The organism is Leifsonia sp. 563, assembly GCF_040545055.1.
Classification (GTDB): Bacteria; Actinomycetota; Actinomycetes; order Actinomycetales; family Microbacteriaceae; genus Leifsonia.
On the sequence record NZ_JBEPLE010000002.1, the window covers coordinates 132,547 to 157,312 of the forward strand.

Here is a 24,766-nt window from a genome sequence, read left to right on the forward strand (position 1 = left end):
ACGGAGTGCGACATGACGGAGCTCAGCTACGCACTGCGGCCGCGAACGGGAGAACTGCCCCTGCTCCCGCACGCAGGAGCTCTTGACCGGCGACCGTGATCGTCCAGCGACTGTCGACGAGGTCGTCCACGAGGAGGACGGGGACGCCGGGGGGCAGATCGAGCCCGTCGGCCGAGAACCGGTTCCACACGGACGCCAGCCGGAAAGCGCTGTTGCCGCCGGGTGCTCCGATCGGCGGTCCACCGCGCCAGTCGAGCGTCCCGGCGAACGGAAGGCGGCCGATACCCGCGAGCCCGCGAGCGAGGGACTCGATGAGCACCGGTCGCCGGCGTGAGGGCATCGCGACGACGGCTCCCGGGCGCGCATCCCAGTCCCAGTCGGCGAGTACCCGCACGCACGCGTCGAGGACAGCGGGCGGCACCGGCTGGTCGGCCGCGTCGTCGGCCAGCAGCTCACGCAGGCGACCGCCCCAGCCGAGGTCTGTCAACCGGGCGAGCGCCCTACCGGGCCGGAGCTGCTGGTCCACCCCGATCTTGCCCTTCACCGCAACCCCGAGGCGATCAGCGCCCGTCGGCCACAGCTTGCGCGGCTCGAGCTCGACACCGACCCGGTCGAGGATGGTGCCGACCTCTCCGGCAGCACTGCCGTCCACCTCCGTCGGGTACCAGACGCCCGCGCAGTTGTCGCAGCGGCCGCAGGGGCCGGCACCCGGGTCGTCGAGCGCGCGCTGCAGGAACTCCATCCGGCACCCGGACGTGGACTCGTAGTCGAGCATCGATTGCTGCTCCGCCTCGCGGGCGGCGGCGATGCGGGCGTACCGCTCTTCGTCGTACTCCCAGGGTGCGCCGGTCGAGACCCAGCCGCCGCTCACCCGCCTCACGGCGCCGTCGACATCCAGCACCTTCAGCAGCAGTTCCAGCGTGGACGCCCGGAGATCGACGCGGCTCTCCAGCACGCGCGTCGACAGGGGCTCCGACCCGAGCGCCTCGAGCACAGCGGCGGCCTTCTCGCGCGACGGCATGGAAGCGGTCGCGAAGTACTGCCAGATGGCGCGGTCCTCCGGGCCGGGGAGCAGCAGCACATCGGCGTTCTCGGTCGCCCGGCCGGCGCGACCCACCTGCTGGTAGTAGGCGACGGGAGACGACGGCGCCCCCAGGTGGACGACGAAGCCGAGGTCCGGCTTGTCGAAGCCCATCCCGAGAGCACTCGTCGCCACGAGCACCTTGACCTCGTTGCGCTTGAGCCGGCCCTCCAGGTCTTCCCGCTCGGCGGTGTCCGTCTGTCCGGTGTACGCGTGCGCTTCGTGGCCGGCGCGGCGGAGCACCCGCGCGGTGTCCTCCGCGGCCGACACCGTCAGGGTGTACACGATGCCGCTGCCGGGCAGGTCGCCGAGGTGACCGGCGAGCCAGGCGAGCCGGGCGGTGGCGTCGGGCAGCGGGAGGACTCCCAACCGCAGCGATCGCCGGGCGAGTGGCCCGCGGATCGTCACGACCTCGGCTTCGCGGCCGACGCCGAGCTGCTCCACCACGTCAGCCACGACGCGCTCGTTGGCCGTCGCCGTGGTCGCGAGCACCGGTACGCCCTCGGGAAGCTGACCGATCAGGTCGCGGAGCCGGCGGTAGTCGGGCCGGAAGTCGTGGCCCCAGTCCGAGATGCAGTGGGCCTCATCCACGACCAGCAGTCCGCTGCGATCGACGAGGGCAGGCAGCTGCGTGTCTCGGAAATCCGGGTTGTTGAGACGCTCCGGCGACACGAGCAGGACATCGACCGAGTCTTCGCGGAGCCGTGCCGCCACGTCCTCCCACTCGTGACGGTTGGACGAGTTGATGGTGACGGCGCGCACGCCCGCGCGCTCGGCTGCGGCCACCTGGTCGCGCATGAGCGCCAGCAGGGGCGAGACCAGGATGGTCGGACCGGCGCCCCGCGCTCGCAGCAGCATAGTGGCCACGAAGTACACCGCGGATTTGCCCCAGCCCGTGCGTTGAACGACAAGCGCCCGTCGATGATCGTCGACCAGAGCGCTGATGGCCTCGAACTGCCCGTCGTGGAACTCGGCTTCCGGTCGCCCGACGAGGGCCCGGAGGCTGGAGAGGGCATCTGTTGCAGTGGTCATGGAGCCATCGTGTCAGGGACGCCTGACGCCCGCTCCCCGCCGAGGACATCGGTGGAGAACGGGCGTCGAAGCCGTCCTGTGGACGGAACCGGTCAGATCCGCGCGCGCACGCGCCTGCGCTGGGAGGCTCGGATGCCGCCGAGCAGGGCGGAGACGACGATGACGAGGCCGATGACGGCGGCTCCGAGCGCCCAGGCCGAACCCGGCGTGAGCGACGCGAGCCAGTCGGCGACGTCGCGGACGCGTTCCCATGACGCCAGCACGTAGAGGGTGGCAGCGGCGAAGAGCGTCAGCAGGAGTCCCCAGACCACGCCGCCCCAGCGCACCGGTGCTTCGCCTGGGGTGATCGGCGCCGTGTACACAGGGCTGGGCGGAGGCGGCGTCGGCGCGGTGAACGGTGCTCCCGTGAGGGGCGTCGTCTCGGAGGTCGAGGCCTCCTGCGATGCGTTCTGCGGGTTCTGGTCGGTCATTGTCGTCTCTCCCGGTCGATTCTCGGCCAGCACGGGTCGGCGCTGGATCAGTGCTGGAGGAGCGCGGGCAGCCCGACGCTCGTCAGGTGGATGCCGGCGACGTTGTCACCCGCGAGGAACAGTGCGGCCGTCGTGAGCACGGCCAGCAGGATCCCGAGGAAGATGAGGAATCCGCTGCGACGCCGCGCCAGCCCGGCGATGAGCACGACGACGCCGACGACGAGCGTGGCGGCGGCGAGTCCGGCGGCCGTCGTGAAGCGAGTGACGTCGGCCAGTTGAGGCCACACGATGGCCACCAGCGATCCGGCGACGAGAGCCAGTCCGATGGTCAGCCAGCCGACCGCGGCGCCGACGCGCGGATTCGCGGCCCGGTAGGCCTCCCGGCGCGCAGCCGCCTCGGCCGTCGCGGTGGCGACCTGCGTCCGGAGCTCGGCCGATCGCTGCGCCTTGACCGCCCGCATGTCCGCGGCCAGTCGCTGCTTCCACGCCGCGTGCTCCGCCCGCCACTGCGCCTGGCGCTGCTGCCAGTCGGCGACCTCGTCGGCGGACGCGCCGAGGCGCGGTGCAGGCGGCGCCGTCGGCTCGGCGGCGGTGTCCAGCTGCGGTGCCGGAATGGATGCGGCGCTCGCCGCCGGCACGTTCGAGGACGGGGTTCCGGCGGAAGCGGTGCCCGCGTCCGTCGCCGCGTCCGTCGAGGCCGCGGAGCCCGCGTCCGCCGTGAAAGTGCTCGCCGTCGTGTCGGCACCGGCCGCGGCCGTCGTCCCGAACCCACTCGACCCCGCAGCCGGCGTCGGCGGTGTCGCCTGCGTCGCCGCCCGGGCGTCCGAGTTCCGCACGGCGATGACGATGAGCGCGACCACCGCGCCGATGACCACCAGCGTCCAGATGACGCGGCCGATCACATCGCCCCAGGCCGGAACGTTCCAGAACGGCCCGTCAGCCCACCAGACGCCGCTCGTCCACGGCAGCAGCGAGAGCAGCGCCATCACGCCGATTGCGACGATCGGCGGCTGGAAGTCGCCCTCGAAGAGCTGCTGGAGGTGGATGCGGCCTTCGCGGTCCGGCAGGAGCGCCCACGCCGCCGCGTACAGCAGCAGCACGGGTGCGCCGAGGATGCCGGCCACCACGATGATGCCGCGCACGATGAGAGGGTCGATGCCCAGGCGGTACGCCACCCCGGCGCTCACTCCGCCGAGCCAGCCGTCGGCGCGGACGATGCCGAGGCCGCGCATCCAATCGAAGAAGCGTGTTCCGCGGCCGGAGAATCCGGTCTGCGGACCGCCGTAGGGGTTCGCGGGCGTCCCCACCGGGGGAGTCGAGTCGTTCTGTGACATGTTCCCCATCCTGGCGTCGGGCTTCTCGCCTGGGTATCGGGTGAACCCCTGAGCGGACCCTGATTAGGGCGGCCATCGGGTGCGGGTCCCCTCGGGGTCTGCTTGGATCTGACTATGTCGTCCACAGCGCCCGCCGGCTCGCGCGCCGGCCTGCCGCGGCCCCCGTTGGCCCGGCCGCGCACGTGCGCCGTGAGCGGGGTGAGCGTCGCGCTCGCCGACCACCTCGGCTGGCCCATCGCTGCCGTGCGCTGGGCGTTCGTGGGCGCCACCTTCCTGGGCGGAGCCGGGCTCCTGCTGTACCTCTGGCTGTGGGCATTCACGCCGTTGCGCGCCCCGTCGGGCCTCGACCCCGCGGACGGCGTGCGCCGCCGGGTGAACCTGCCCTGGCTGCTCGCCGGCGCCGGTGCGGCGGCGGGGATCACGGCCGTGGTCCTCGCTGCGGGCGGGGCGCTCGGCCCCGGTTTCGGGGCGCTGGTCGCCTGCGCCGCCCTGCTGGTGCTCGCCGTCGCCTGGGAGCAGCTGGCGGACGAGGAGCCGGTCGCCTTCGCACCTCTCTCTCCCGCGGCCTTCCGCATCGTCTGCGGCGCCTTCCTCGTGCTGGTCGCGCTGGCGATCGCCCTCACGCAGAACGTCTCCGGCTCGGGGGTGCTGTGGCTCGGCATCCTGATCGCCACCTTCGCCGGCGCGGCAGTGCTGGTGGCTCCGTGGGGGCTGCGGCTGTGGCGGGAGCTGATCACCGAGCGGACTGCGCGCATCAAGGAGGAGCAGCGGGCGGAGATGGCGGCGCACCTGCACGACTCCGTGCTGCAGACGCTCGCTCTCATCCAGAACCGTGCAGGAGCGTCGAGCGAGGTCGGGCGCATCGCCCGCGCCCAGGAGCGCGAGCTGCGCGAGTGGCTGTTCACCGAGGGGGCGGCGGCCTCGGGAGCGGAGGAGCGGGACCTCGCCGCCGAACTCCGGGAGGTCGCGGCCGCCCTGGAGGTGGAGCATCCCGTCACCTTCGACGTCGTCTCCGTCGGCGAGCCGGTGAGGAACGCGCCCTCCGAGCTGGGGGCGGCCGCGCGCGAGGCGATGCTGAACGCCGCGCGTCACGCGGGAGGCGCCGTCTCCGTCTACGTCGAGCACGCGTCCGGACGAGTGGATGTGTTCATCCGCGACCGCGGACCGGGCTTCGACCTCGGGGCGCTTCCCGAAGGGCGTCTCGGTGTCAGAGAATCGATCATCGGCCGTATGCGCCGTGCCGGCGGTCAGGCGACCGTGACGGCGCGCGAGACCGGCACCGAGATCCAGCTGACCATCGATATCGCGAACGAGGCCGCATGACCGAGAGCACCGCCACCGGCCGACCCGTCACCGTGGTGATCGTGGACGACCACTCCATCTTCCGTTCCGGGCTCCGCGCAGACCTCGACGACCGCCTGCACGTCGTCGGAGAGGCCGCCGATGTGGATGCGGCGGTCGCGGTGGTCCTGGAGACCCGGCCCGACGTCGTGCTGCTCGACGTGCACCTGCCCGGCGGCGCCGGCGGCGGGGGAGCGGAGGTCGTTCGCAGGACGGCGGCCGAGACCCCGTCCACGCGCTTCCTGGCGCTCAGCGTGTCGGATGCGGCGGAGGATGTGGTGGGCGTCATCCGCGCCGGAGCCCGCGGCTACCTCACGAAGGGCAGCTCGGGCGGCCAGGTCAGCGACGCGGTCGTCGCGGTGGCCGGCGGCGACGCGGTCTTCTCGCCCCGCCTCGCCGGCTTCGTGCTCGACGCCTTCGGCGCCGCCTCCGGTGAGCAGGCGGAGTCGACCGACGAGCTGGACCGGCTGTCCGCGCGGGAGCGCGAGGTGATGCGTTTGATCGCCCGCGGATACGCCTACAAAGAGGTCGCGGCCGAGCTGTTCATCTCGATCAAGACGGTCGAGACGCACGTCTCCGCGGTGCTGCGGAAGCTTCAGCTCTCCTCCCGGCACGAGCTCACCGCGTGGGCTCTGGAGCGCAAACTCCTGTAGTCCGGTGACCGCTTTGCGGCCGACCTGTCGCGTCCCGTACACTTGACGCGGTGGTTGAATCTGCCAAGCTTTTTTGCGCCCTTTTTCTGGTGTAGCGACGGCAGTACTGCCCCGCTCCGGCCGGGCATCCGCAGCACGTTCGGATGTTCGATCGGTTAGCCTGGAACAGCCAGCGCAGGAAGTCGGCGATTCGGTTCCCTAGGGCGGTAGCTCAATTGGCAGAGCAGCGGTCTCCAAAACCGCAGGTTGCAGGTTCGATTCCTGTCCGCCCTGCAAGTCGGCACTCTGGTGCCGATCCACGAAAGGTGTAACGAGGTGGCCCGAAAGGTAATCGACGAGCCGAGCGAGGAGATCGTCGCCAACGCGAAGAAGGATCGCGCCGCACGGCGCAACCCCTTCGCGCGGATCGCCCTGTTCATCCGGCAGGTCATCGGCGAGCTGAAGAAGGTCGTCACGCCGACCCGCAAGGAGCTCTTCAGCTACACCGGCGTCGTGCTCGTGTTCGTGGTGATCATGATGGCTCTCGTGTCACTCCTTGACTGGGTGTTCGGCATGGGTGTCGTCTGGGTCTTCGGAAACCCGAAGTAGACGACGTCGATCGGGCCGCACCGGCCCTCCCGACAAGAAATGGAATGAATTCAGTGTCTGAGACGAATCGCGACGACGTGGACTGGGCGCCCGCTGCGGAGCAGTCCTCCGAGGACGACGAGGCGCAGACCGGCAACGTTCTCGCCAGCGAGGACGAGGCGTCCGACTCCGCCGAGCACGAGGCGCTGCACGTCGTCGCCGACGACGGCACCGAGATCGACCTCGACGCCGTGCTCGACGCCATGGCGGAGGCCGTGGACCCCGAGGCCGACCGCGCCGTCGACGAGGCGCTGGAGGTCGACAGCGAGGACGAGGCCGAGGCGGCTCTCGAGGCCGTCGAGGACGAGGAGGAGGAGACCTCCGTCGACCCGTACGAGGAGTTCCGCGCAGAGCTCCGCTCCAAGCTCGGCAAGTGGTACGTCATCCACTCGTACGCCGGCTTCGAGCGTCGCGTGAAGTCCAACATCGAGAACCGCATGGTCTCGATGAACATGGAGGACTACATCTACGAGGTGCAGGTCCCCATGGAGGACGTGGTCGAGATCAAGAACGGCCAGCGCAAGATGGTCAACCGCGTGCGCATCCCCGGCTACGTGCTGGTGCGCATGGACCTGAACGAGGACAGCTGGTCGGTCGTCCGGCACACGCCGGGCGTCACCGGGTTCGTCGGCAACGCCCACAACCCGACGCCGCTGCGCTTCGAAGAGGCCTTCTCGATGCTGAAGAGCCTCGTGCAGGTCGAGGCCGCCCCGGCCAAGGGCGCCGCCAAGGGCCAGAAGGCCGCTGCGCGCGTCATCCCCGCCGAGGTCGACTTCGAGATCGGCGAGACCATCACCATCAAGGAGGGCTCGTTCGCGGGCCTCCCCGGCTCCATCAGCGAGATCAAGCCGGAGAGCGGCAAGCTCACCGTCCTCGTCTCCCTGTTCGAGCGCGAGACCCCGGTCGAGCTCAGCTTCGACCAGGTCACGAAGCTCTAGGGAACATTCAGAGCCTCCCCACTGTTTTTCAGAACACCGGGTCTCGGAAGGGCCGAGAAACCGGGAGAGCGATGCGGACCGCGGTCCGGCTCGCTCGAATACACAAAGAAGGAAGAGACATGGCACCGAAGAAGAAGGTCACCGGTCTGATCAAGCTTCAGATCAACGCCGGCGCCGCCAACCCCGCCCCGCCTATCGGCCCGGCGCTCGGTCAGCACGGCGTGAACATCATGGAGTTCTGCAAGGCGTACAACGCGGCGACCGAGTCGCAGCGCGGCAACGTCATCCCCGTCGAGATCACCGTCTATGAGGACCGTTCGTTCACGTTCGTCCTGAAGACCCCGCCGGCGGCAGAGCTCATCAAGAAGGCGGCCGGCGTCGCCAAGGGCTCGGGCGTCCCGCACACCAACAAGGTCGGCAAGCTGACCCAGGAGCAGGTGCGCCAGATCGCCGAGCAGAAGATGGTCGACCTCAACGCCAACGACATCGACGCGGCGTCGAAGATCATCGCAGGCACCGCCCGCTCGATGGGCATCACGGTCGAGGCGTAAGCCCCAACCCACTCAAGACATCTCGTGGAAGAGCCGGCCAGGCTCGCACCACATTCTCGTAAGGAGAAATCACATGGCACAGAAGTCCAAGGCCTACCGGGCCGCGGCCGAGAAGATCGAGGCCGGAAAGTTCTACACCCCCGCTGAGGCCGTCGCCCTGGCGAAGGAGACCGCCTCCGCCAAGTTCAACTCGACCGTCGAGGTCGCGCTGAAGCTGGGCGTCGACCCGCGCAAGGCGGACCAGATGGTCCGCGGTACCGTCATTCTTCCTCACGGTACGGGCAAGACCGCCCGCGTCATCGTGTTCGCGACCGGCCCGGCCGCCGAGGCGGCCATCGCCGCCGGTGCGGACGAGGTCGGCGGCGCGGAGCTGATCGAGAAGGTGGCCGGCGGCTACACCGACTTCGACGCGGCCGTCTCCACCCCGGAGCTCATGGGCCAGGTCGGTCGCCTCGGTAAGGTGCTCGGCCCGCGTGGTCTCATGCCGAACCCGAAGACCGGAACGGTCACGCCGGACGTGGCGAAGGCCGTCTCCGACATCAAGGGCGGAAAGATCGAGTTCCGCGTCGACAAGCACGCCAACGTGCACTTCGTCGTGGGCAAGGCGGGCTTCACCGCCGAGCAGCTGAACGACAACATCACGACCGCTCTCGAGGAGGTCGTGCGTCTCAAGCCGTCCGCCGCGAAGGGCCGTTACATCCAGAAGGGCGCCGTGTCGACCACGTTCGGCCCGGGCATCCCGCTGGACGTCAACGCCATCTGAGGTCGTTCCGCGAACACACTCCGACGGGGTCGGGACCGCTTGCCGGTCCCGGCCCCTTCGTCGTTTCCCGGGAGAGGGGATGCTGTTCCCGGGTGAGGATGCTTCACCTACAGCAACGATCACGACAGAACTGTCTACCCCTCGTTGCGGTGGTAGAACGATGAGGTCTAGTGTCGCTCCTGTCGCGCGCCGTGCGCGGCGGCTCGAAGTCGAGTCCGTCCGAGCTAAGGATGACATTCATGGCACATCGCACCACGGGATCCCTCCACAAGAGGGCGCTCGGAATCATTGCCACCACGTCTGCCGTGGTGGCTTTGTCGTTGGCGGGGGCATCGGCGGCGAACGCAGCCGACCGGGTGACCTACGCCGGTTCCGTCCCCTCCTGGGCGACCGCGGCGAACGACGCCGGCGCCGCACCGGCCGACGAGACGGTGGAGGGTGAGATCTACCTTCCGCTCCGCGATCAGGCGGGCGCGGAGGCTCTCGCCAAAGCCGTCTCGAACCCCCTCGATCGCGGATACCGCAAAGCACTCAGCCCGAAGCAGTGGATCGACCGCTTCGCGCCGAGCCAGGCGGACTCCGACGCGGTGGTCAGCTTCCTGAAGGCGGCGGGCCTCACCATCTCGGCTGTTCCCGCCAGCCGCCAGTACGTCGTCTTCCGCGGCACTCCGGACCAGCTCGGCTCGATCTTCGGCACGTCGCTCCACGCGTTCAACTACGCGGGGCGCCAGCTCGTGGCCCCGGCTTCGGCGCCGTCGCTTCCGACCTCGATCGGCGGCAAGGTCTCGGGTGTGAGCATCGAGCAGTCGCGCACGTTGACGCGTCCCGACTCGATCAAGCAGGGCGACCTCGGTCCGTCCGGCGCACCGCAGGTCGCGCGCAAGGCGGCCGCAGCGCCCGTCATCCAGACGCCGTGCTCGCACTACTACGGTGAGCACACGGGGACGGTCCCGCCCGCGTACAACGGCAACACGCAGTACAGCACCTACAACTGCGGCTACACGCCGCAGCAGCTGCGCAGTGCGTACGGCCTGAACGACCTGGGCAAGCGCGGCATCAACGGCTCCGGCCAGACGGTCGCGATCATCGACGCCTACGCCAGCCCGACGATCGTCAAGGACGTCAACAGCTACTCGCAGCAGAACGGCGAGCCCGGCCTGACCAACAGCAGCTACCAGCAGCTGGTGCCGAGCCCGAGCGAGTTCGTCGACCAGGAGCTGTGCCAGTACCCGAGTGGATGGCAGGGCGAGCAGACGCTCGACGTCGAGTCCGTGCACGCGATCGCACCGGGAGCCCGCATCCTCTACGTCGGCGGCTTCAACTGCGGCGGCGGCCTCGATGTGGCCATGTCGAAGATCCTCGACAACAAGCTCGCGAACATCGTCAGCAACAGCTACGGCAACGTGGGCGAGGCCGTTCCGGCTGACGTGATCCAGGGCGAGGTCAACCTGCAGCTCCAGGCGGCGGGCGAGGGCATCGGCCTGTACTTCTCGAGCGGTGACAACGGCGACGAGGTCGCGAACCTCGGCTACCCGTCGCCGGACTTCCCGGCGTCCTCCCCGTGGGTGACCTCGGTCGGTGGAACCAGCACCGGAATCGATAAGAACGGCAAGATCGCGTGGGAGACGGGCTGGGGCGACCAGTTCGACCAGATCGTCAAGAACACCGACGGCACGCTCAGCTACGCTCAGCCCCTCCCGGGCACGCGGTTCGTCGGCGGCGCCGGCGGCGGCACGAGCGCGGTGTTCGCGCAGCCGGACTACCAGCGCGGGATCGTGCCGGCGGCTCTCGCGAACGGCAAGCGCGTCTCGCCGGACGTCGCGGCCCTCGCCGACCCGTACACCGGGTTCCTGATCGGCATCCGTCCGATCATCGACGACACGACGCTGGAGACCGGCGACTACGTCAACGAGACCTACGGCGGAACGTCGCTGGCCTCGCCGATCGTCGCGGCGCAGATCGCGATCGTGCAGCAGGCGACGCGGTCCACGATCGGGTTCGCGAACCCGACGCTGTACGGAGTGAAGCGCATCCTGCCGAACGCGTTCCGCGACGTGCTGCCGCAGAACCCGACGCAGGCGCTGGTCTACACGAGTGCGATCAGCGGCAACACCTACCTGGTGTCGATGGATCAGGACACCTCGCTGAAGACGGCCAAGGGCTACGACCCGGTGACCGGCCTCGGCGGTGTCTCCTTCGACCTGCTCAGCTGGGTGGCGCAGGGGCGGCACTAGCGACCCTGCGGCTCCGGCCGCACCGCACCACGGACCGGCCGTCGCCCGATCGGAGGCGGCCGGTCCGCTGTGTGAAACCGGCCCGACCGCTGGCTAGGCTGACGGAGTGACTGTCACCATCCGCCCTGCCGTCGCCGGAGATGCCGCCGCCCTCGCCGCGGTCGCCGCCGCGACCTTCCCGCTCGCCTGCCCGCCGCACACGACCGAGGAGGCGAAGGCGGCGTTCATCCGGACCGTGCTCTCAGAGGAGCGGTTCGCGGAGTACCTCGCCGACGCATCCCGTCGCCTGCTCATCGCGGAAGACGACGACGGCAATGCGGTCGGTTACACGATGATCAACCTGGGCGAACCGGCCGACGCCGACGTGCGCGGCTCCCTGCGCATCCACCCCACCGCCGAGCTGAGCAAGTGCTACGTCCTCCCCGGCCACCACGGCGAGGGCGTCGCGAGCCGGCTCATGGCCGAGAGCCTGCGGGCCGGCGGCGAAGCGGGAGCCGAGGGGATGTGGCTGGGCGTCAACGAGGAGAACGCCCGCGCCCAGCGCTTCTACGGCAAGCACGGCTTCGAGCGCGTCGGTGCGAAGCGGTTCCTGGTCGGCGACCGGTACGAGGACGACTGGGTGATGGAGAGGCCGCTCACCCCGGTCGGCTAGGTCAGCCCTCCGCGACTTTCAGCACGACCTTGCCGCGCGTGTGGCCGCTCTCGACGGCACGATGCGCCTCGGCGATCTGCTCGAGGGCGAAGATCTGGTCGACGTGCACGCGCACGTTCCCCGACTCCAGCAGGCGGGCGATGACCGCGAGCGTGCTGCCGTCCGGCGCGACCTTGTAGTCGGTGCCGCGCACTCCGGCGGCGGCGGCGTCCTCCGCGAAGGTGGGCCAGCTCCCGGTCGGCACGTTGACGATGAGGCCGCCGGGGCGCAGAACGGAGAGGGAGCGGGTGCCGGTGTCGTCGTGCACGTTGCCGACCAGGTCGATCACCACGTCGGCGTCGTGCACCACGTCCTCGAAGCGCGTGGTCGTGTAGTCGATCACTTCGGCCGCGCCGAGGGAGCGCATCCACGACGCGTTCGACCCGGAGGCGGTGGCGATGACGTGCGCGCCGAAATACGAGGCGAACTGCACGGCGAAATGACCGACGCCTCCGCTGCCCGCGTGGATGAGCATCCGCTGGCCCTCGTGTGCCTTGGCGACCTCGACGACCAGACCCCACGCCGTCAGAGCGGCCAGAGGGGCGCCGGCCGCCTCGATGTGGCTCAGGGTCGCCGGCTTGCGCACGACGCTCAGCGACGGCACGGAGATGTACTCGGCGAAGCTGCCGCCCAGGCGCGGCACCATGACCATGCCGAACACCTCGTCGCCCGGACGGATGGGGTGCGCGCTGTAGGGGGACTCCACGACGACGCCACTGAAGTCGTGGCCGAGCACGGCGGGGAACGAGTGGATGGCGTCGTAGATCCCGCGTCCGGCCCGCGTCTTCGCGTCGATCGGGTTCACGCTCGAGGCGACCACCTTGACCAGGAACTCGGCGTTCACACGATCCGGATAGGCGGTCTCCCCGATGCGGAGTGCCTCCGGGGCTCCCGCGGCGTCCAGAAGTGCGGCCCGCATGGTCTTCGGCATTCGTCATCCCCTCGTCGGTCTGCCGCTGCGTCGGCGCGGCGTCCCCTCAGTCAATCCTGCGCGTGCTTCACCGGTGTTACGGTCGGGTCACCAGATGTGAACAGTCTGTTTCGGATACCCCCAGGCCGTTTCCCAGCGTCGCGCCGGTTAGGATGCTGCGACCCGGGGCGTACGACGCCTGCGGGAGCGGACCACGACGGCCAGACCCGAGGAGCGACAGGTGCGACAACTGCTGCGGATCGCTCGCGAGCCCTTCGCCGTCCCGGTCCTTGCCCGCGGATGGCAGCGCGCCGTCCCCATCCTGCTCGGCATCGGCACCCTCTGCGTCCTCGGCGGCCTCGTCATCATCTGGGCCGCACGGCTGACCGTGCCGTACCCGGTGTACGTGAGCGAGCTCGGCGCGAAGGGCGCGGCGACGTCCGGCGCCTTCGCTGTCGCACTGCTCCTCATCGCGGGCGGCGGCTTCGCGATCGCCGTCGCGAGCGGCCACATCCGCTCGTCCGCACGAATGCTCGACCGCTGGGCTCCTGCGGTCACGCTCGGGTTCGCCGCTGTGTGCTTCGTCCTCGCGTCGCAGGTCACCTGCACGGCGTACTGCCCGGTGCCGATCGTCGACCCGAAGTCGACCGTGCAGGATCTGGTGCACACGGTGTCCGCCGTCATCGGCTTCGCGGCGGCGTGCTTCGCCATGCTGCAGGTGGGCTTCAGCCGGAAGCTCCCGCGCCTGTCCCGCCTGTCGCGGCTGAGCTGCGGGGCGGTCGCCGTGATCACGATCATCGGAGGGCTGCTCGCCATCGTGCGCGTCGGCGCCGATGTCGGCGCGTGGCTCGAACTGATCGGGACGACGGTCGCCGTCGGGTGGATCGCCGTCTACGCGGTGGCGCTGACCCGCATCCCGGTCGGAGTCGTGGATGCGGCCGGGCCCGAGGCGGCGCCGGCCTCGGTGACCGACACCGTCGCCGGGGCTCCAGCCGACGTCGCCTGACGCAGCAGCTCGATCAGATCGGCCGCCAGCGCGACCAGCTTCGCGATCTCGGCATCATCACGGTCGACCCAACGGCACTCCGGCTCGTCGCGGAGCGGGACGAAGCCGTCGTGCTGCTCCCAGACGAAGAGGGTGCGCTCGGCGCCGAGCACGTACTGCTGCCACCAGATCTGACGGAGATACGGGCGGGGGATGCTGCGGAACGGCTTGTTCGTCGTCTTGATCTCAGCGAGTTCGAGCTTGCCGCCGGTTCGGGCGATCAGGCCGTCGGGAGTCGCCAGATGCCGGCGGTCGCGCTCGGCGTGGAAGAGCAGGTCGGACGGCTCGATGCCGTGCGTCGCCGCCACCCAGGCGGCGATCTCCGGTTCACGCGAGCGGCCGTGCTGCGTGAAGACGTTGCCGCTGAACCCTGTGCCGTGCAGCTTGTCGTAGGCGGCCGCGCGGATGGAGCGCTGGCTCGACAGCTTGGCGACATCGGTGGCGGTGATGCCGCGGCTGCGCGCCCGCAGCCAGCTCACGCGGTCGCTCGACCGCGCCACGACGCGCGCCAGGTGCCCGGTCTGACCGGGTACGGCCGGCACCACCGGGACGGGAGCGGGCCGCGCCGGGCTCAGATCCGCGAGGACGCCCGGCCGGTAGAGGTCGGCGGTGCGGTACGGAGCGGAGTCGAGCACCTCTCCATTGTGCCGCGTCGCGCCGACGCTCGCCGTCACTCCACGCGCGTCGCCCCGAGTTGCCTGCGTGCTTCGTCGATCGTCGCCAGCGTGTCGACCGCCTCCGCGAGCGGGTGGAGCGGCGACTCCGTCCGCCCCTCGGCGACGAAACGGGCGAGGGCCGCGGCCTCGTAGGACATGCCGTCGCGGTGCGGCCGGCCGTACGGGTCGCGCCAGTGCGCGGCGAGTGTCCCGTCACCGCGGAACACGCGCAGGCCGCTCGGCCCCCAGAACGGGCTGTCCGTCTCCACGCGGCCGTCGCTCCCGCTGATCGTCGCGAGCGAGGGCGTTCCCGCCAGCAGGGTGGTGCTCAGGAGAGCCTGCCCGCCGCTCGCGGACGACAGCACCAGTGCTGCCTGCTCGTCCACGCCCGTCTCGGCGAGGGTCCCGGCCGCGATGATCCCGGCGGGCGCGCCGAGCGCGAACGAGGCCCACGACACCGTGTAGACACCGAGGTCGAGCAGCGCTCCGCCCGCGAGGGCGGGATTCCACAGCCGACTCGACGGATCGAACGGCGCCCGACCTCCGAAGTCCGCCGTGACGACACGGATGTCTCCGAGCGCCCCGTCTTCCAGCAGCTGACGCACGATGTCCGTCTGCGGCAGGTAGCGCGTCCACATCGCCTCCATCGCGAAGACGCCCGCCTCGCGTGCGGCCGTGACGATCCGCCTGGCCTGGTCGGCGGAGACCGCCATCGGCTTCTCGATGAGGACGTTCTTGCCCGCCGCGATCGCGAGCAGGGAGTGCTCGAGGTGTTCGCTGTGCGGGGTCGCGACGTACACGACGTCGACCTCCGGGTCGCCGACGAGCTGCTCGTAGGAGCCGTACGCGCGCTCCACCCCGTGTGCGTCGGCGAACGCCTGCGCCCGCTCCGCCGAGCGCGACCCCGCCGCCACCACCCGCTGACGGGTGTGCCGATGGAGTGCGTCGGTGAAGTCGGCGGCGATCACGCCGGGACCGAGCACGCCCCACCGCAGCGGCGGGGCGTCGGTGGGGTCGGGATGGCGCGGCTGCGGGAGCGTGGACAGCACGTCGGTCATGGGCAGGTCTCCTCGTCTCCGTCGGTTCTATGCTGCTCGGCCTAGACCGGCTGCGGGTTCGACACCTCGGGCGCCTGACGCGCGCCCTCCACCGGGGCGGCCCACTTCACGCCGTTGGCGAGCACGCGGCGCACCTGCGGGTGGAAGTAGACCGGGTACTCCTGATCGCCGGCGCTGAAGTAGAAGATCTTGCCACGCCCGCGGGTGAAGGTGACGCCGGAGCGGAACACCTCGCCGCCGGTGAACGAGCTGATGAAGACCAGATCGTCCGGCGTCGGGATGTCGAAGAACTCCCCGTACATCTCCTGCGCCTCGATGACGATCGGCTGCTCGACGCCCGCGGCGATGGGATGCGTCGGGTTGACGTTCCACACCAACTCGCGCTCGCCTCCCTCCGGGTTGCGCCAGCGCAGCGAGCAGGTCGTGCCGAGCATCCGGATGAAGATCTTCGAGAAGTGGCCGGAGTGGAGGACGATCAGGCCCATCCCGCCGAGGACGTGACGGCGGACGCGCTCCACCACCTCGTCCGAGACGCGGTCGTGCGCGATGTGGCCCCACCAGAGCAGCACATCGGTCTCGTCGAGCGCCTGCTCGCTGAGCCCGTGCTCGGGGTCGTCGAGGGTCGCCGTGCGGACGGCGATCTCGTCGCCGAGCAGTTCGGACAGCCCCTCGGCGATGGCTCCGTGGATGCCATGCGGGTAGATGGCGGCGATCTCGGGCTGGGTCGCCTCGTGGACGCCCTCGTTCCAGACGGTGACGCGCAGTGTCATGGTCATGCTCCCTTCAGGGCGGTGTCGGTGGTGCTGGCCGCGTTGGTCGCCGGGGTCAGCCGGACTTCGGCGCCGATGCGGGCGGACTCGTAGGCGGCGTCGATGACGCGAGCCCGGTCGAGGGCGAGCGAGCCGTCCCAGTTCGACCAGTTCGCCCGGTCGGCGACGTGCTCCAGGAAGGTCTCGACCACAGCGAGGTGCCCGCGGCCGGGGTCGGCCGTGACCGTGATGTCCTCGCTCTGCTCGCCGTCGCCGGTGAAGATGGTGAGCTCGCCCGACGGGGCGTAGTCGACGACGCGCAGGTCGGCGCCGCCCTCGGTGCCGTAGAGGGTGATGCCGAACTCGTCGCCGGCCGGGCGGTAGGCGGCCCAGCTGGTCTCGATGACGATGGAGCCGCCGCCCTCGAGCCGGAGCAGGAGGCTGGCGAGGTCTTCGACCTCGTAGTCCGACCCGACGTGCTGCTTGGAGGCGGCGGCCCCGCCGCGGCCGCGGACCCCGAGCTCGGAGTGGGTGACGGCCGAGACGGCCTCGACGCGGGGCTCGCCGAACAGGTGGAGGGCGTAGTCGAGGACGTGCACGCCGATGTCGATCAGCGGGCCGCCGCCGGCCATCTCGCGGTTGGTGAACCAGCTGCCGAGCGCGGGGATGCCGGCCCGCCGGAGCCAGACGGCGCGCGCGTGATACGGCCGGCCGATCTGCCCGTCGTCGATCGCGGCCTTCAGTGCCTCGATGTCTCCGCGGCGGCGGTGGTTGAAGGCGACCTCGAGCACGCGGCCGGCGCGGTGGGCCGCATCCACCATGGTCTGGGCCTCCGTCGCGGTGCGGGCGATCGGCTTCTCGCTGAGCACGTGGATGCCCGCGTCGAGTGCTCCGACGGCGATCGGCGCGTGCAGGAAGGTGGGGACGGCGACGCTGACGACGTCGAGATCGCCCTCGGCGACGAGGTCCTTCCAGTCGCGGTGCAGGCGCTTGACGCCGTAGGTCTCGCCGAGCTCGGCGCGGGGGCCGTCCTCCATGCCGGCGATGGCGACGAGTTCGACTCCGGGGAGGGCCGAGTAGGCCGCCATGTGCTGCTGTCCGGCCCAGCCGAGGCCGACCACTCCGGCGCGGAGGGGGCGGTCGAGGGGTTCGCTCTGGGTGCTCACGGCACTCCTTTCAGTGTGATCCTTGGGGGATTCGAATCGATTCGAGGTTGTGGGGATCGTGGTGGATGTTCCGCCGGCGGCGTCAGCGGAAGAGGGAACGCGGTGTGCCCGCGTCGGGATCGAGCGCGCGCTGGATGACCATGATGGCCGCCCCGATCGCGCCGCCGGTCTCGCCGGAGCGCGACTGCGTGATGGTCAGATGCTGCGTCGCCAACGGCGTGGACCGCTGGTAGACGACCTCGCGCATCCCGGCGAGGAGCTGCTCGCCGACGCGGGAGAGACTGCCGCCGACGACGATCATCGACGGGTTCAGGAGGTTGACGCAGGTGGCGACGACCGCGCCGAGGTCGCGTCCGGCCTGCCGGATCGCGTTCTGGACGGCCGGGTTGCCCGTGCGCGCCAGGGCGACGACGTCGTCGCTGGTCTCGGCGGCGAGACCGGCTTCGGAGAGTGCCCGCGCGATGGCGGGCCCGCTCACCAGCGACTCGAGGTCCGCATCCTGCTCGCCGTGGCTCGGGGTGTCGCTGCCGAAGGGGACGCGGACGTGACCCAGGTCTCCGGCCGAGCCGAGCGCCCCACGCTGCAGGCGGCCCCCGCTGATGATCCCGGCGCCGACGCCCGTCGCGACCTTGATGAAGAGGAGGTCTGTCTCCTCCGGCCACATCAGCGCCTGCTCTCCCAGGGCGAGGAGGTTGACGTCGTTGTCGACGAGGACGGGCACGTCGAAGACGCGACGGATGTAGGCGGGGATGTCGAAGCGGTCCCAGCCGGGCATGATCGGCGGGTTCACCGGCAGCCCGGTGGAGTGCTCGACCGGGCCGGGCACCCCGACGCCGACGCCGATCAGCTCTTCCGGCTCCCGGCCGCTGGCCACGTAGAGCTCTGACGCCGTCTCCATCGCCCAGTCGAGCACCGGCTGCGGGCCGTCGGCGATGTCGAGCCGGCGTGACTCGCTCGCCGTGATGTTGCCGGCGAGATCGGCGAGGGCGACCACCCCGTGCGTCGCGCCGAGATCGATCGCCACGACCACGCGCGACTCCGGGTTGAAGCGGATGCGCGAGGGAGGCCGCCCTCCGGACGACACGTCGTCGCCCGCGGGCGCGACGAGTCCCGCCGCGGTGAGCGTGTCGATCCGGGACGCGATGGTGGAGCGCGCCATGCCGGTCAGCTCGGCGAGCTGCGCGCGGGTGCGCGGGATGCCGTCGCGCAGGATCGCCAGCAGCTCCGCGGCGTCTGCGGCGACGAGCACCGAGTCTCGCGCGCTGTCGGTCATAGAGGGTATTGAACCACAGTGCCGGCGGACTGCTCAAAGATCGTCTGCATTCGGTCGACTTTTGATTGACATCCGGCAGAAGTGGCACTTGAATGGAGGCACGCCATCCGGCGCCTTTCCACTCCATGAACTCGACGAGGAGAACAGTGTCGACGTCAAAAGTCTCCGTGCAGCTGTACACGGTCCGGGAACTCCTGACCGAGGACACGGTCGGTACCCTCAAGCGGATCGCCGAGATCGGGTTCACCCAGGTCGAGCCCTTCGCCTTCCTCACCTTCGGTGACGCGCTCCGCCAGGGCCTCGCCGAGGCCGGCCTGTCCGCGCCCACCACTCACCAGGGCTTCATCGGCGGCGACCTGGACGAGGTGTTCGGCGCCGCGAAGGAGCTGGGCGTCCAGACGGTCATCGACCCGTTCGTCGCGCCCGAGCGCTGGCAGACCGCGGAGGACGTCGCGCAGATCGCCGAGCAGCTCAACGCCGCCGCCGAGGTCGCGGCCCGTCACGGTGTGCGAGTCGGCTACCACAACCACGCTCACGAGCTCGAGAGCACGATCGAGGGTACGACAGCGCTCGAGTTCTTCGCCGGCAAGCTCGCCCCGGAGGTCGTGCTCGAGGTCGACACCTACTGGGTGGCCGTCGGCGGCGTCGACCCGGTCGCACTGCTCCCCAAGCTCGGCGACCGCGTGGTCGCCCTCCACATCAAGGACGGCCCCGGCACCACCGAGACGAAGGACCAGGTCGCGGTCGGCCAGGGCTCGCTCCCGATCGAGCAGATCATCGCAGCAGCACCCGACGCCCTCCGTGTCATCGAGCTCGACGACTCGCGCGGTGACCGCTTCCAGGCTGTCGCCGACAGCTTCGCCTTCCTGGCCTCGAAGGGTCTCGCATGAGCGGCGGGCGCGTGGGAGTCGGCGTCATCGGCGCCGGTGTGATCAGCAACCAGTACCTCGAGAACCTCACCGCGTTCCCCGACCTCGATGTGCGCTTCGTCGCCGACATCGACCTGGAGCGGGCCAAGGCGCAGGCCGACAAGTACGGCGTGCCGGGGTCCGGCACGGTGGAGGAGCTGCTGGCTGACGATGACATCGAGATCGTCGTCAACCTGACCATCCCCAAGGTGCACGTCGAGGTGGCCCTGCAGGCGCTCGCCGCCGGCAAGAACGTCTGGAGCGAGAAGCCGTTCGCCCTCGACCGCGCGAGCGGTCGCGAGCTGCTCGAAGCCGCGCACGCGGCCGGGCTCCGGGTCGCCACGGCGCCCGACACGTTCCTCGGCTCGGGCATCCAGTCGGCCCGACGCCTGATCGAGAACGGCGACATCGGTGCTCCGCTGACCGCGCTCACGCTGATGCAGAGCCCCGGCCCGGAGTCGTGGCACCCCAACCCCGACTTCCTCTTCCAGGAGGGCGCGGGTCCGCTGTTCGACATCGGTCCGTACTACCTGACGGCCCTCGTGCAGATCTTCGGACCGGTCGCCCGGGTGAGCGCGAGCGCATCCCGCGCTCGCGAGACCCGCGTCATCGGCTCCGGGCCGCGCGCCGGCGAGGAGTTCGCCGTGACCGTGCCGACGCACGTCAGTGCCCTCTACGAGTTCGAGAGCGGGCAGACGGCGCAGGCCGTGTTCAGCTTCGACTCCAAGCTCGGCCGCACCCAGTTCGAGGTCGCGGGTGTCGACGGCACGCTGGTCGTTCCCGACCCCAATACCTTCGAGGGCGAACTGCTGGTCCACGGCGGCGACGGCATCGAGACGGTCCCGTCGACCGGAACGACCGATTCTCGTGGCATCGGTGTGGTGGAGCTCGCACGGGCCATCCGCGCCGGCGTCCCCGAGCGCGCATCGGGCGAGCAGGCCTACCACGTGCTCGACATCATGGTCTCGACCATCGAGGCGGGGGAGTCCCGTACTCCGGTCGAGGTCGAGAGCACGGTGGATGTCGCGCCGGCCCTCCCTGAGGACTGGGACCCGCGAGCGGCGACACTGGCGTGACGGGAGCCGAGCGATGACGGACGGGAATCAGGCCGGAGCTTCGGCCGGCAGTGCCGCGACCAACGGCGGGCTCACCCGCCGCGACGGCGGTTCGGCCGGAGCCCGGCTCCGTGTCGCGATCGTCGGCGGCGGCTTCATGGCGGAGGTTCACTCGCGAGCGGCTCGTGCGGCACGCGCCGACATCGCCGGAATCGTCTCCTCGACGCCGGAGCGTTCGGCGGCGGCCGCCGAACGGCTCGGCATCGGCCGCTCGTACGGATCGCTCGACGAGCTGCTCGCCGATGACACGGTCGACGTCGTGCACGTCACGACGCCCAACGCCCTCCACGCAGAGCAGGCGGCGGCCGTACTGGCCGCCGGCAAGGACGTGGTCTGCGAGAAGCCGCTCGCCACGTCCGTCGCCGACGCCGAGAGCCTGGTGGCCGCGGCGGAGGGACGGACGGCGACCGTTCCCTTCGTCTACCGCTTCCACCCGCTGGTGCGGGAGGCCCGCGCCCGCTTCGCCTCCGGCGAGGCCGGACGCGTGCTGAGCATCAACGCCTCCTACCTGCAGGACTGGCTCCTGGGGTCCGACGACGACAACTGGCGGGTGGATGCGGCGCAGGGCGGCCGCTCGCGCGCCTTCGCCGACATCGGGTCGCACCTCGTCGACCTCGTCGAGTTCGTCAGCGGCGACCGCGTCAGCCGCGTCTCCGCCACCAAACGCACGGTGTTCGCCGAGCGCGCCTCCCATGCGGCGATCACGACGGAGGACGCCGTCGCCGTGGTGATCGAGACGCGGTCCGGCGCTCTCGGAACACTGCTGGTGTCGCAGGTCGCTCCTGGCCGGAAGAACCGCCTCTGGCTCGAGATCTCCGGCAGCGCCGAGAGCGTCGCCTTCGATCAGGAGCAGCCGGAGACGCTGTGGGTGGGCCGTCGAAAGGGAAGCCTGATCATCCCTCGCGACGCCGACCAGCTCAGCGAAGACGCCGCCCGGCTGTGCGTCGTGCCCTCCGGGCACCCGCAGGGCTACCAGGACGCGTTCAACGCGTTCGTCGCCGACAGCTACGCGGCGGTCGCGGGGGAGAACCCCGACGGCCTCCCGCGCTTCACCGACGGCCTTCGTGCGGTGCGGATCACGGATGCGGTGATCGACTCGGCCGAGTCGGGCACCTGGATCGAGATGGGAACGAACAATGACTGACGCCACCAGTGCAGGCGGCTCGGAGACCACCGAGTCGGGCCGGACGCACCCGGTCACCCTCTTCACCGGTCAGTGGGCCGACCTCACGCTCGAAGAGGTCGCGAAGTACGCGAGCGAGTGGGGCTACGACGGCCTCGAGATCGCGTGCTCCGGCGAGCACCTCGACGTCTGGCGCGCCGCCGAAGACGACGCGTACTTGCAGGGCCGCCTCGACATCCTCGACCGGTACGGCCTCAAGGTCTGGGCCATCTCCAACCACCTCAAGGGCCAGGCCGTTTGCGACGACCCGATCGACTTCCGCCACCAGGCGATCGTCGGGTCGAAGGTCTGGGGCGACGGCGATCCGGAGGGCGTGCGCCAGCGCGCCGCCGAAGAGCTCAAGCTCACGGCGAAGGTCGCCCGCAAGCTGGGCGTCGACACGGTCGTCGGGTTCACGGGGTCGAGCATCTGGCCGTACGTCGCGCAGTTCCCGCCGGTGCCCGCCGAGGTGTTCGACCGTGGCTACCAGGACTTCGCCGACCGCTGGAACCCCATCCTCGACGTCTTCGACGGCGAGGGCGTCCGGTTCGCTCACGAGGTGCACCCGTCCGAGATCGCGTACGACTACTGGACGAGCGTGCGGTCCCTCGAGGCGATCGACCACCGCGAGGCCTTCGGCTTCAACTGGGACCCGTCCCACATGATGTGGCAGGACATCGACCCCGTCGGGTTCATCATCGACTTCCAGGACCGTATCTACCACGTGGACTGCAAAGACACGCGTCTCCGGCCGAAGAACGGCCGCGCCGGCGTGCTCGGTTCGCACCTGTCGTGGGGTGACCCGCGTCGCGGCTGGGACTTCGTCTCCACCGGCCACGGCGACGTGCCGTGGGAGGACGCCTTCCGAGCCCTCGAGTCCATCGGCTACACGGGCCCGATTTCGATCGAGTGGGAAGACGCACGGATGGACCGCCTCCACGGCGCCAAAGAGGCCGTGGGCTACATCCGCTCCCTGCTCTGGAAGCAGCCGACCGCCTCCTTCGACGCGGCGTTCAGCAACCAGGACTGAGCACGCCGATCACGGGACGAGGACGAGGCGGTCATGGGTCGTGGCCGCCTCGTCCCATGCCCGCTCGACGTCGGAAAGCGGCACGGCACGTGCGTCGGTGACGAACGCGCCGCCCGCCACCTCGACGGCCAACTCGGAGAGCTCATCGACGATCGCCTCCGTGCTCACCGAACCCTGACCGCTACCGATCAGCCGCAGATCGACAGCGCGCAAAGCAGCGGACGGGATCGGCGACTCCGCTCCGGCAACGGACCCGATCTGCACCCACGTGAGCGGCTGATCGTCTCGCACCCGACCGGGGATGACGGCGCGGAGTGCATCCGCGGTCGGCCGCCCCCACAGGTAGTCGAGCACCACATCCACGTCGCTCGCGGCCCGTGCCAGCGCATCCACGTCGCCCAGCTCGACGACGACGTCAGCCCCCGAATCGTCCAGCCGGTGCGCGTCCCTCGAGACCGCGACCACGCGGCCGGCGCCCAAACGCCGCGCGACCTGCACCGCCAGCCCGCCGGCGTTACCCGACGCACCGAGCACCATCACGCTCTGGCCCGGCTGCATCCGTGCGCGGCGACGCAACGCGACCCAGGACGACATGGCCGGATTCATCGCTGCGGCCAACGGGACGGGATCGGCGTCCGGCGGCAGTGCGACGCTACGTCGCAGATCCACGACGGTCCGCTCGGCCATCGCGCCCTTCGTGGTGTCGGGGAGGATGAAGTACCGGAGCGTACCGTCAGGAGTTCGTCCCACCCCATCCAACCCTGGGATGAGCGGCAGCTCGTCCGTGCTCGTGTAGTGGCTGCCCGCTGCCTGCGACCGCACCCGCGGGGAGATCGCGGCGCCCAGAACCTCGGCCACGACCTCGTGAGCTCGCCGTGGCGCGGGCTCCTCGACATCCAGGTAGCGCGGGTGGGCGCCGAACTCGGTGACGACGGCTGCTTTCATGACCTTCTCCAAATGGTTGGGATTACGAACTAAATAGATGGTAACCCCAACTAATGCGCTACGCTAGCGGCATGACGACCTCGGCACACCCGCACGACTCGGAGCGCCTTCTCGACGCCCTCGTGCAGACCTCGTTCGAGGTCATCGGCGTGGTCAGTCGTGTCGCAGCCGACAACGAGCTGTCCCTCACTCAGCTGCGCGTGCTGGCCATCCTGCGCGATCGGGAGCCCACCATGTCCGAGCTCGCAGAGCACTTGGGCGTGGACCGTTCGTCCGTCTCCGGACTGGTCGATCGGGCGACGCAACGGGGGCTCGTGACCCGCGTCCGGGACACCGTCGACCGCCGCTCCGCCCGGGTGGGACTCACGCCGGCCGGCCACGAGCTGGCGCGGGCCGGAGCCGCGGCCATCCATACCGGAGTCGCGCCCCTGCTCGGCAGCCTGGGGCCGGACGACGGAGCGCGACTCACGGAATTGCTGGAAGCTCTGCTCGGCGGACGTCGCTGACGGTCACGCCACGTCGAGCACCCAGGTGACGCCGAAGCGGTCCGTCAGCATCCCGAACCCCGCCGACCAGGCGGAGGCCGCCAGCGGTTCGACGACCGTGGCGCCCTCCGCGAGGCGCTCCCAGTAGCCGGCCAGCTCGTCGAGGGAGCCCGCCCGGACGGAGACGAAGAAGGGCTGATCGGTGATGGTCATCCCGTTCTCCCGCCGCGTCGATGCGGACTGAGCCGCGCCCTGATCTGCAGTGCCCGGAACGTCGTACGCCATCACCCGGAACCCCTCGGGTGAGACGACCTGGCCGAAGACGATGCGCTGCGCGTCAGGGAGTTCGGGGGGCATGCCGAAATCGGCATACGTCGCCGCGGTCACCTCTCCGCCGAACGCGCCGGCGTAGAAGTCGAGGGCTGCTCGCGCCTCTCCGGCGCGGAAGTTCAGGTGCGTGGTGACGGTGATACTCATGACTGCTTCCTCTCGGTGAGATCGCCGGCTTCTCCCGGCGACGCCAGAATCGCAGCGGTAGCGGACAGTTTC

General features: G+C 70.3%; 25 protein-coding genes and 1 tRNA gene. 15 read left to right on the forward strand and 11 right to left on the reverse strand.

The genetic code is table 11. The annotated features are described in order from the left end of the window. Positions 1–22: 22 nt before the first annotated feature. From ABIC47_RS07655 to ABIC47_RS07665, 3 genes are all read right to left on the reverse strand, one after another. Positions 23–2,113 carry a RecQ family ATP-dependent DNA helicase gene (locus ABIC47_RS07655; protein WP_354479009.1) on the reverse strand — a complete coding sequence of 697 codons (2,091 nt, stop codon included), beginning with the start codon at positions 2,111–2,113 and terminating at the stop codon, positions 23–25. 92 nt (positions 2,114–2,205) lie between these two features. Then, positions 2,206–2,583 carry a hypothetical protein gene (locus ABIC47_RS07660; protein WP_354479012.1) on the reverse strand — a complete coding sequence of 126 codons (378 nt, stop codon included), beginning with the start codon at positions 2,581–2,583 and terminating at the stop codon, positions 2,206–2,208. A gap of 47 nt (positions 2,584–2,630) precedes the next feature. Continuing rightward, complete coding sequence (locus ABIC47_RS07665) at positions 2,631–3,917, reverse strand: PspC domain-containing protein (protein ID WP_354479015.1); 1,287 nt, start codon at positions 3,915–3,917, stop codon at positions 2,631–2,633. Positions 3,918–4,031: 114 nt separating this feature from the next. On the opposite strand from ABIC47_RS07665, the gene ABIC47_RS07670 reads away from it, so the two are divergent. The 9 genes from ABIC47_RS07670 (at position 4,032) to ABIC47_RS07710 (ending at position 11,676) form a co-directional block, all read left to right on the forward strand. Then, positions 4,032–5,240, forward strand: coding sequence for a sensor histidine kinase (locus ABIC47_RS07670; RefSeq protein WP_354479018.1), 1,209 nt, complete (start codon positions 4,032–4,034; stop codon positions 5,238–5,240). Further along, positions 5,237–5,911: a LuxR C-terminal-related transcriptional regulator gene (locus ABIC47_RS07675; RefSeq protein ID WP_018189748.1), complete on the forward strand. Its 675-nt coding sequence runs from the start codon at positions 5,237–5,239 to the stop codon at positions 5,909–5,911. Before ABIC47_RS07670 ends, ABIC47_RS07675 begins: the two co-directional genes overlap by 4 nt. A gap of 200 nt (positions 5,912–6,111) precedes the next feature. Then, positions 6,112–6,184: transfer RNA gene (locus ABIC47_RS07680), tRNA-Trp, on the forward strand. Positions 6,185–6,226: 42 nt separating this feature from the next. Then, positions 6,227–6,499: a preprotein translocase subunit SecE gene (secE, locus tag ABIC47_RS07685; RefSeq protein WP_018189749.1), complete on the forward strand. Its 273-nt coding sequence runs from the start codon at positions 6,227–6,229 to the stop codon at positions 6,497–6,499. A 53-nt stretch (positions 6,500–6,552) separates the two neighbouring features. After that, a complete protein-coding gene (gene nusG, locus ABIC47_RS07690) occupies positions 6,553–7,476 on the forward strand; it encodes a transcription termination/antitermination protein NusG (RefSeq protein WP_020075653.1) in 924 nt (307 codons plus the stop codon). Positions 7,477–7,595: 119 nt separating this feature from the next. Next, a complete protein-coding gene (rplK, locus tag ABIC47_RS07695; protein ID WP_018189751.1) occupies positions 7,596–8,027 on the forward strand; it encodes a 50S ribosomal protein L11 in 432 nt (143 codons plus the stop codon). Positions 8,028–8,100: 73 nt separating this feature from the next. Further along, positions 8,101–8,790, forward strand: a complete 690-nt coding sequence (gene rplA, locus ABIC47_RS07700; RefSeq protein ID WP_354479024.1) for a 50S ribosomal protein L1 — start codon at positions 8,101–8,103, stop codon at positions 8,788–8,790. A 239-nt stretch (positions 8,791–9,029) separates the two neighbouring features. Then, complete coding sequence (locus ABIC47_RS07705) at positions 9,030–11,024, forward strand: S53 family peptidase (RefSeq protein WP_354479027.1); 1,995 nt, start codon at positions 9,030–9,032, stop codon at positions 11,022–11,024. A 106-nt stretch (positions 11,025–11,130) separates the two neighbouring features. Continuing rightward, positions 11,131–11,676: a GNAT family N-acetyltransferase gene (locus ABIC47_RS07710; RefSeq protein WP_354479030.1), complete on the forward strand. Its 546-nt coding sequence runs from the start codon at positions 11,131–11,133 to the stop codon at positions 11,674–11,676. 1 nt (position 11,677) lies between these two features. Here ABIC47_RS07710 and ABIC47_RS07715 read toward each other — a convergent pair whose 3' ends face one another. Continuing rightward, positions 11,678–12,646 (reverse strand): NADP-dependent oxidoreductase, encoded by a 969-nt coding sequence (locus ABIC47_RS07715; RefSeq protein ID WP_018189755.1) that lies wholly within the window; start codon positions 12,644–12,646, stop codon positions 11,678–11,680. Between the two features lie 220 nt (positions 12,647–12,866). On the opposite strand from ABIC47_RS07715, the gene ABIC47_RS07720 reads away from it, so the two are divergent. Further along, positions 12,867–13,631: a DUF998 domain-containing protein gene (locus ABIC47_RS07720; protein WP_081630377.1), complete on the forward strand. Its 765-nt coding sequence runs from the start codon at positions 12,867–12,869 to the stop codon at positions 13,629–13,631. Here ABIC47_RS07720 and ABIC47_RS07725 read toward each other — a convergent pair. The 5 genes from ABIC47_RS07725 to ABIC47_RS07745 all read right to left on the reverse strand — a co-directional run bounded on the left by ABIC47_RS07725 (position 13,517) and on the right by ABIC47_RS07745 (position 18,572). After that, positions 13,517–14,344, reverse strand: a complete 828-nt coding sequence (locus ABIC47_RS07725) for a YqaJ viral recombinase family protein (protein WP_354479034.1) — start codon at positions 14,342–14,344, stop codon at positions 13,517–13,519. The two genes, ABIC47_RS07720 and ABIC47_RS07725, sit on opposite strands and share 115 nt — an antisense overlap. Continuing rightward, a complete protein-coding gene (locus ABIC47_RS07730; RefSeq protein WP_354479037.1) occupies positions 14,341–15,384 on the reverse strand; it encodes a Gfo/Idh/MocA family protein in 1,044 nt (347 codons plus the stop codon). The genes ABIC47_RS07725 and ABIC47_RS07730 overlap by 4 nt, the downstream gene beginning before the upstream one ends. 41 nt (positions 15,385–15,425) lie before the next feature. Then, the gene (locus ABIC47_RS07735; RefSeq protein WP_354479038.1) at positions 15,426–16,160 is read right to left on the reverse strand and encodes a ThuA domain-containing protein; all 735 of its coding nucleotides are present in this window, start codon (positions 16,158–16,160) and stop codon (positions 15,426–15,428) included. Beyond that, complete coding sequence (locus ABIC47_RS07740) at positions 16,157–17,299, reverse strand: Gfo/Idh/MocA family protein (RefSeq protein WP_354479041.1); 1,143 nt, start codon at positions 17,297–17,299, stop codon at positions 16,157–16,159. Before ABIC47_RS07740 ends, ABIC47_RS07735 begins: the two co-directional genes overlap by 4 nt. 82 nt (positions 17,300–17,381) lie before the next feature. Then, entirely contained in the window at positions 17,382–18,572 is a 1,191-nt protein-coding gene (locus tag ABIC47_RS07745; RefSeq protein WP_354479044.1) for an ROK family transcriptional regulator, read from the reverse strand. 167 nt (positions 18,573–18,739) lie between these two features. Here ABIC47_RS07745 and ABIC47_RS07750 point away from each other — a divergent pair, with 167 nt between their 5' ends. From ABIC47_RS07750 to ABIC47_RS07765, 4 genes are read left to right on the forward strand one after another with little or no spacing between them, the layout of a single operon-like run. Next, the gene (locus ABIC47_RS07750) at positions 18,740–19,462 is read left to right on the forward strand and encodes a sugar phosphate isomerase/epimerase family protein (RefSeq protein ID WP_354480119.1); all 723 of its coding nucleotides are present in this window, start codon (positions 18,740–18,742) and stop codon (positions 19,460–19,462) included. Further along, positions 19,459–20,556, forward strand: coding sequence for a Gfo/Idh/MocA family protein (locus ABIC47_RS07755; protein WP_354479047.1), 1,098 nt, complete (start codon positions 19,459–19,461; stop codon positions 20,554–20,556). Before ABIC47_RS07750 ends, ABIC47_RS07755 begins: the two co-directional genes overlap by 4 nt. A gap of 13 nt (positions 20,557–20,569) precedes the next feature. Next, positions 20,570–21,739, forward strand: coding sequence for a Gfo/Idh/MocA family protein (locus tag ABIC47_RS07760; RefSeq protein ID WP_354479050.1), 1,170 nt, complete (start codon positions 20,570–20,572; stop codon positions 21,737–21,739). After that, the gene (locus tag ABIC47_RS07765) at positions 21,732–22,787 is read left to right on the forward strand and encodes a sugar phosphate isomerase/epimerase family protein (protein ID WP_354479052.1); all 1,056 of its coding nucleotides are present in this window, start codon (positions 21,732–21,734) and stop codon (positions 22,785–22,787) included. Before ABIC47_RS07760 ends, ABIC47_RS07765 begins: the two co-directional genes overlap by 8 nt. Before the next feature lie 9 nt (positions 22,788–22,796). Here the strand turns inward: ABIC47_RS07765 and ABIC47_RS07770 are convergent, their stop codons facing one another. Beyond that, positions 22,797–23,732: a zinc-binding alcohol dehydrogenase family protein gene (locus ABIC47_RS07770; RefSeq protein WP_354479055.1), complete on the reverse strand. Its 936-nt coding sequence runs from the start codon at positions 23,730–23,732 to the stop codon at positions 22,797–22,799. Positions 23,733–23,803: 71 nt separating this feature from the next. Here ABIC47_RS07770 and ABIC47_RS07775 point away from each other — a divergent pair, with 71 nt between their 5' ends. Continuing rightward, on the forward strand, positions 23,804–24,238 hold the full coding sequence (locus ABIC47_RS07775; RefSeq protein ID WP_354479058.1) for a MarR family winged helix-turn-helix transcriptional regulator: 435 nt from the start codon (positions 23,804–23,806) through the stop codon (positions 24,236–24,238). A gap of 3 nt (positions 24,239–24,241) precedes the next feature. Here the strand turns inward: ABIC47_RS07775 and ABIC47_RS07780 are convergent, their stop codons facing one another. Beyond that, entirely contained in the window at positions 24,242–24,694 is a 453-nt protein-coding gene (locus ABIC47_RS07780) for a VOC family protein (RefSeq protein ID WP_354479061.1), read from the reverse strand. Between the last annotated feature and the right edge of the window lie 72 nt (positions 24,695–24,766).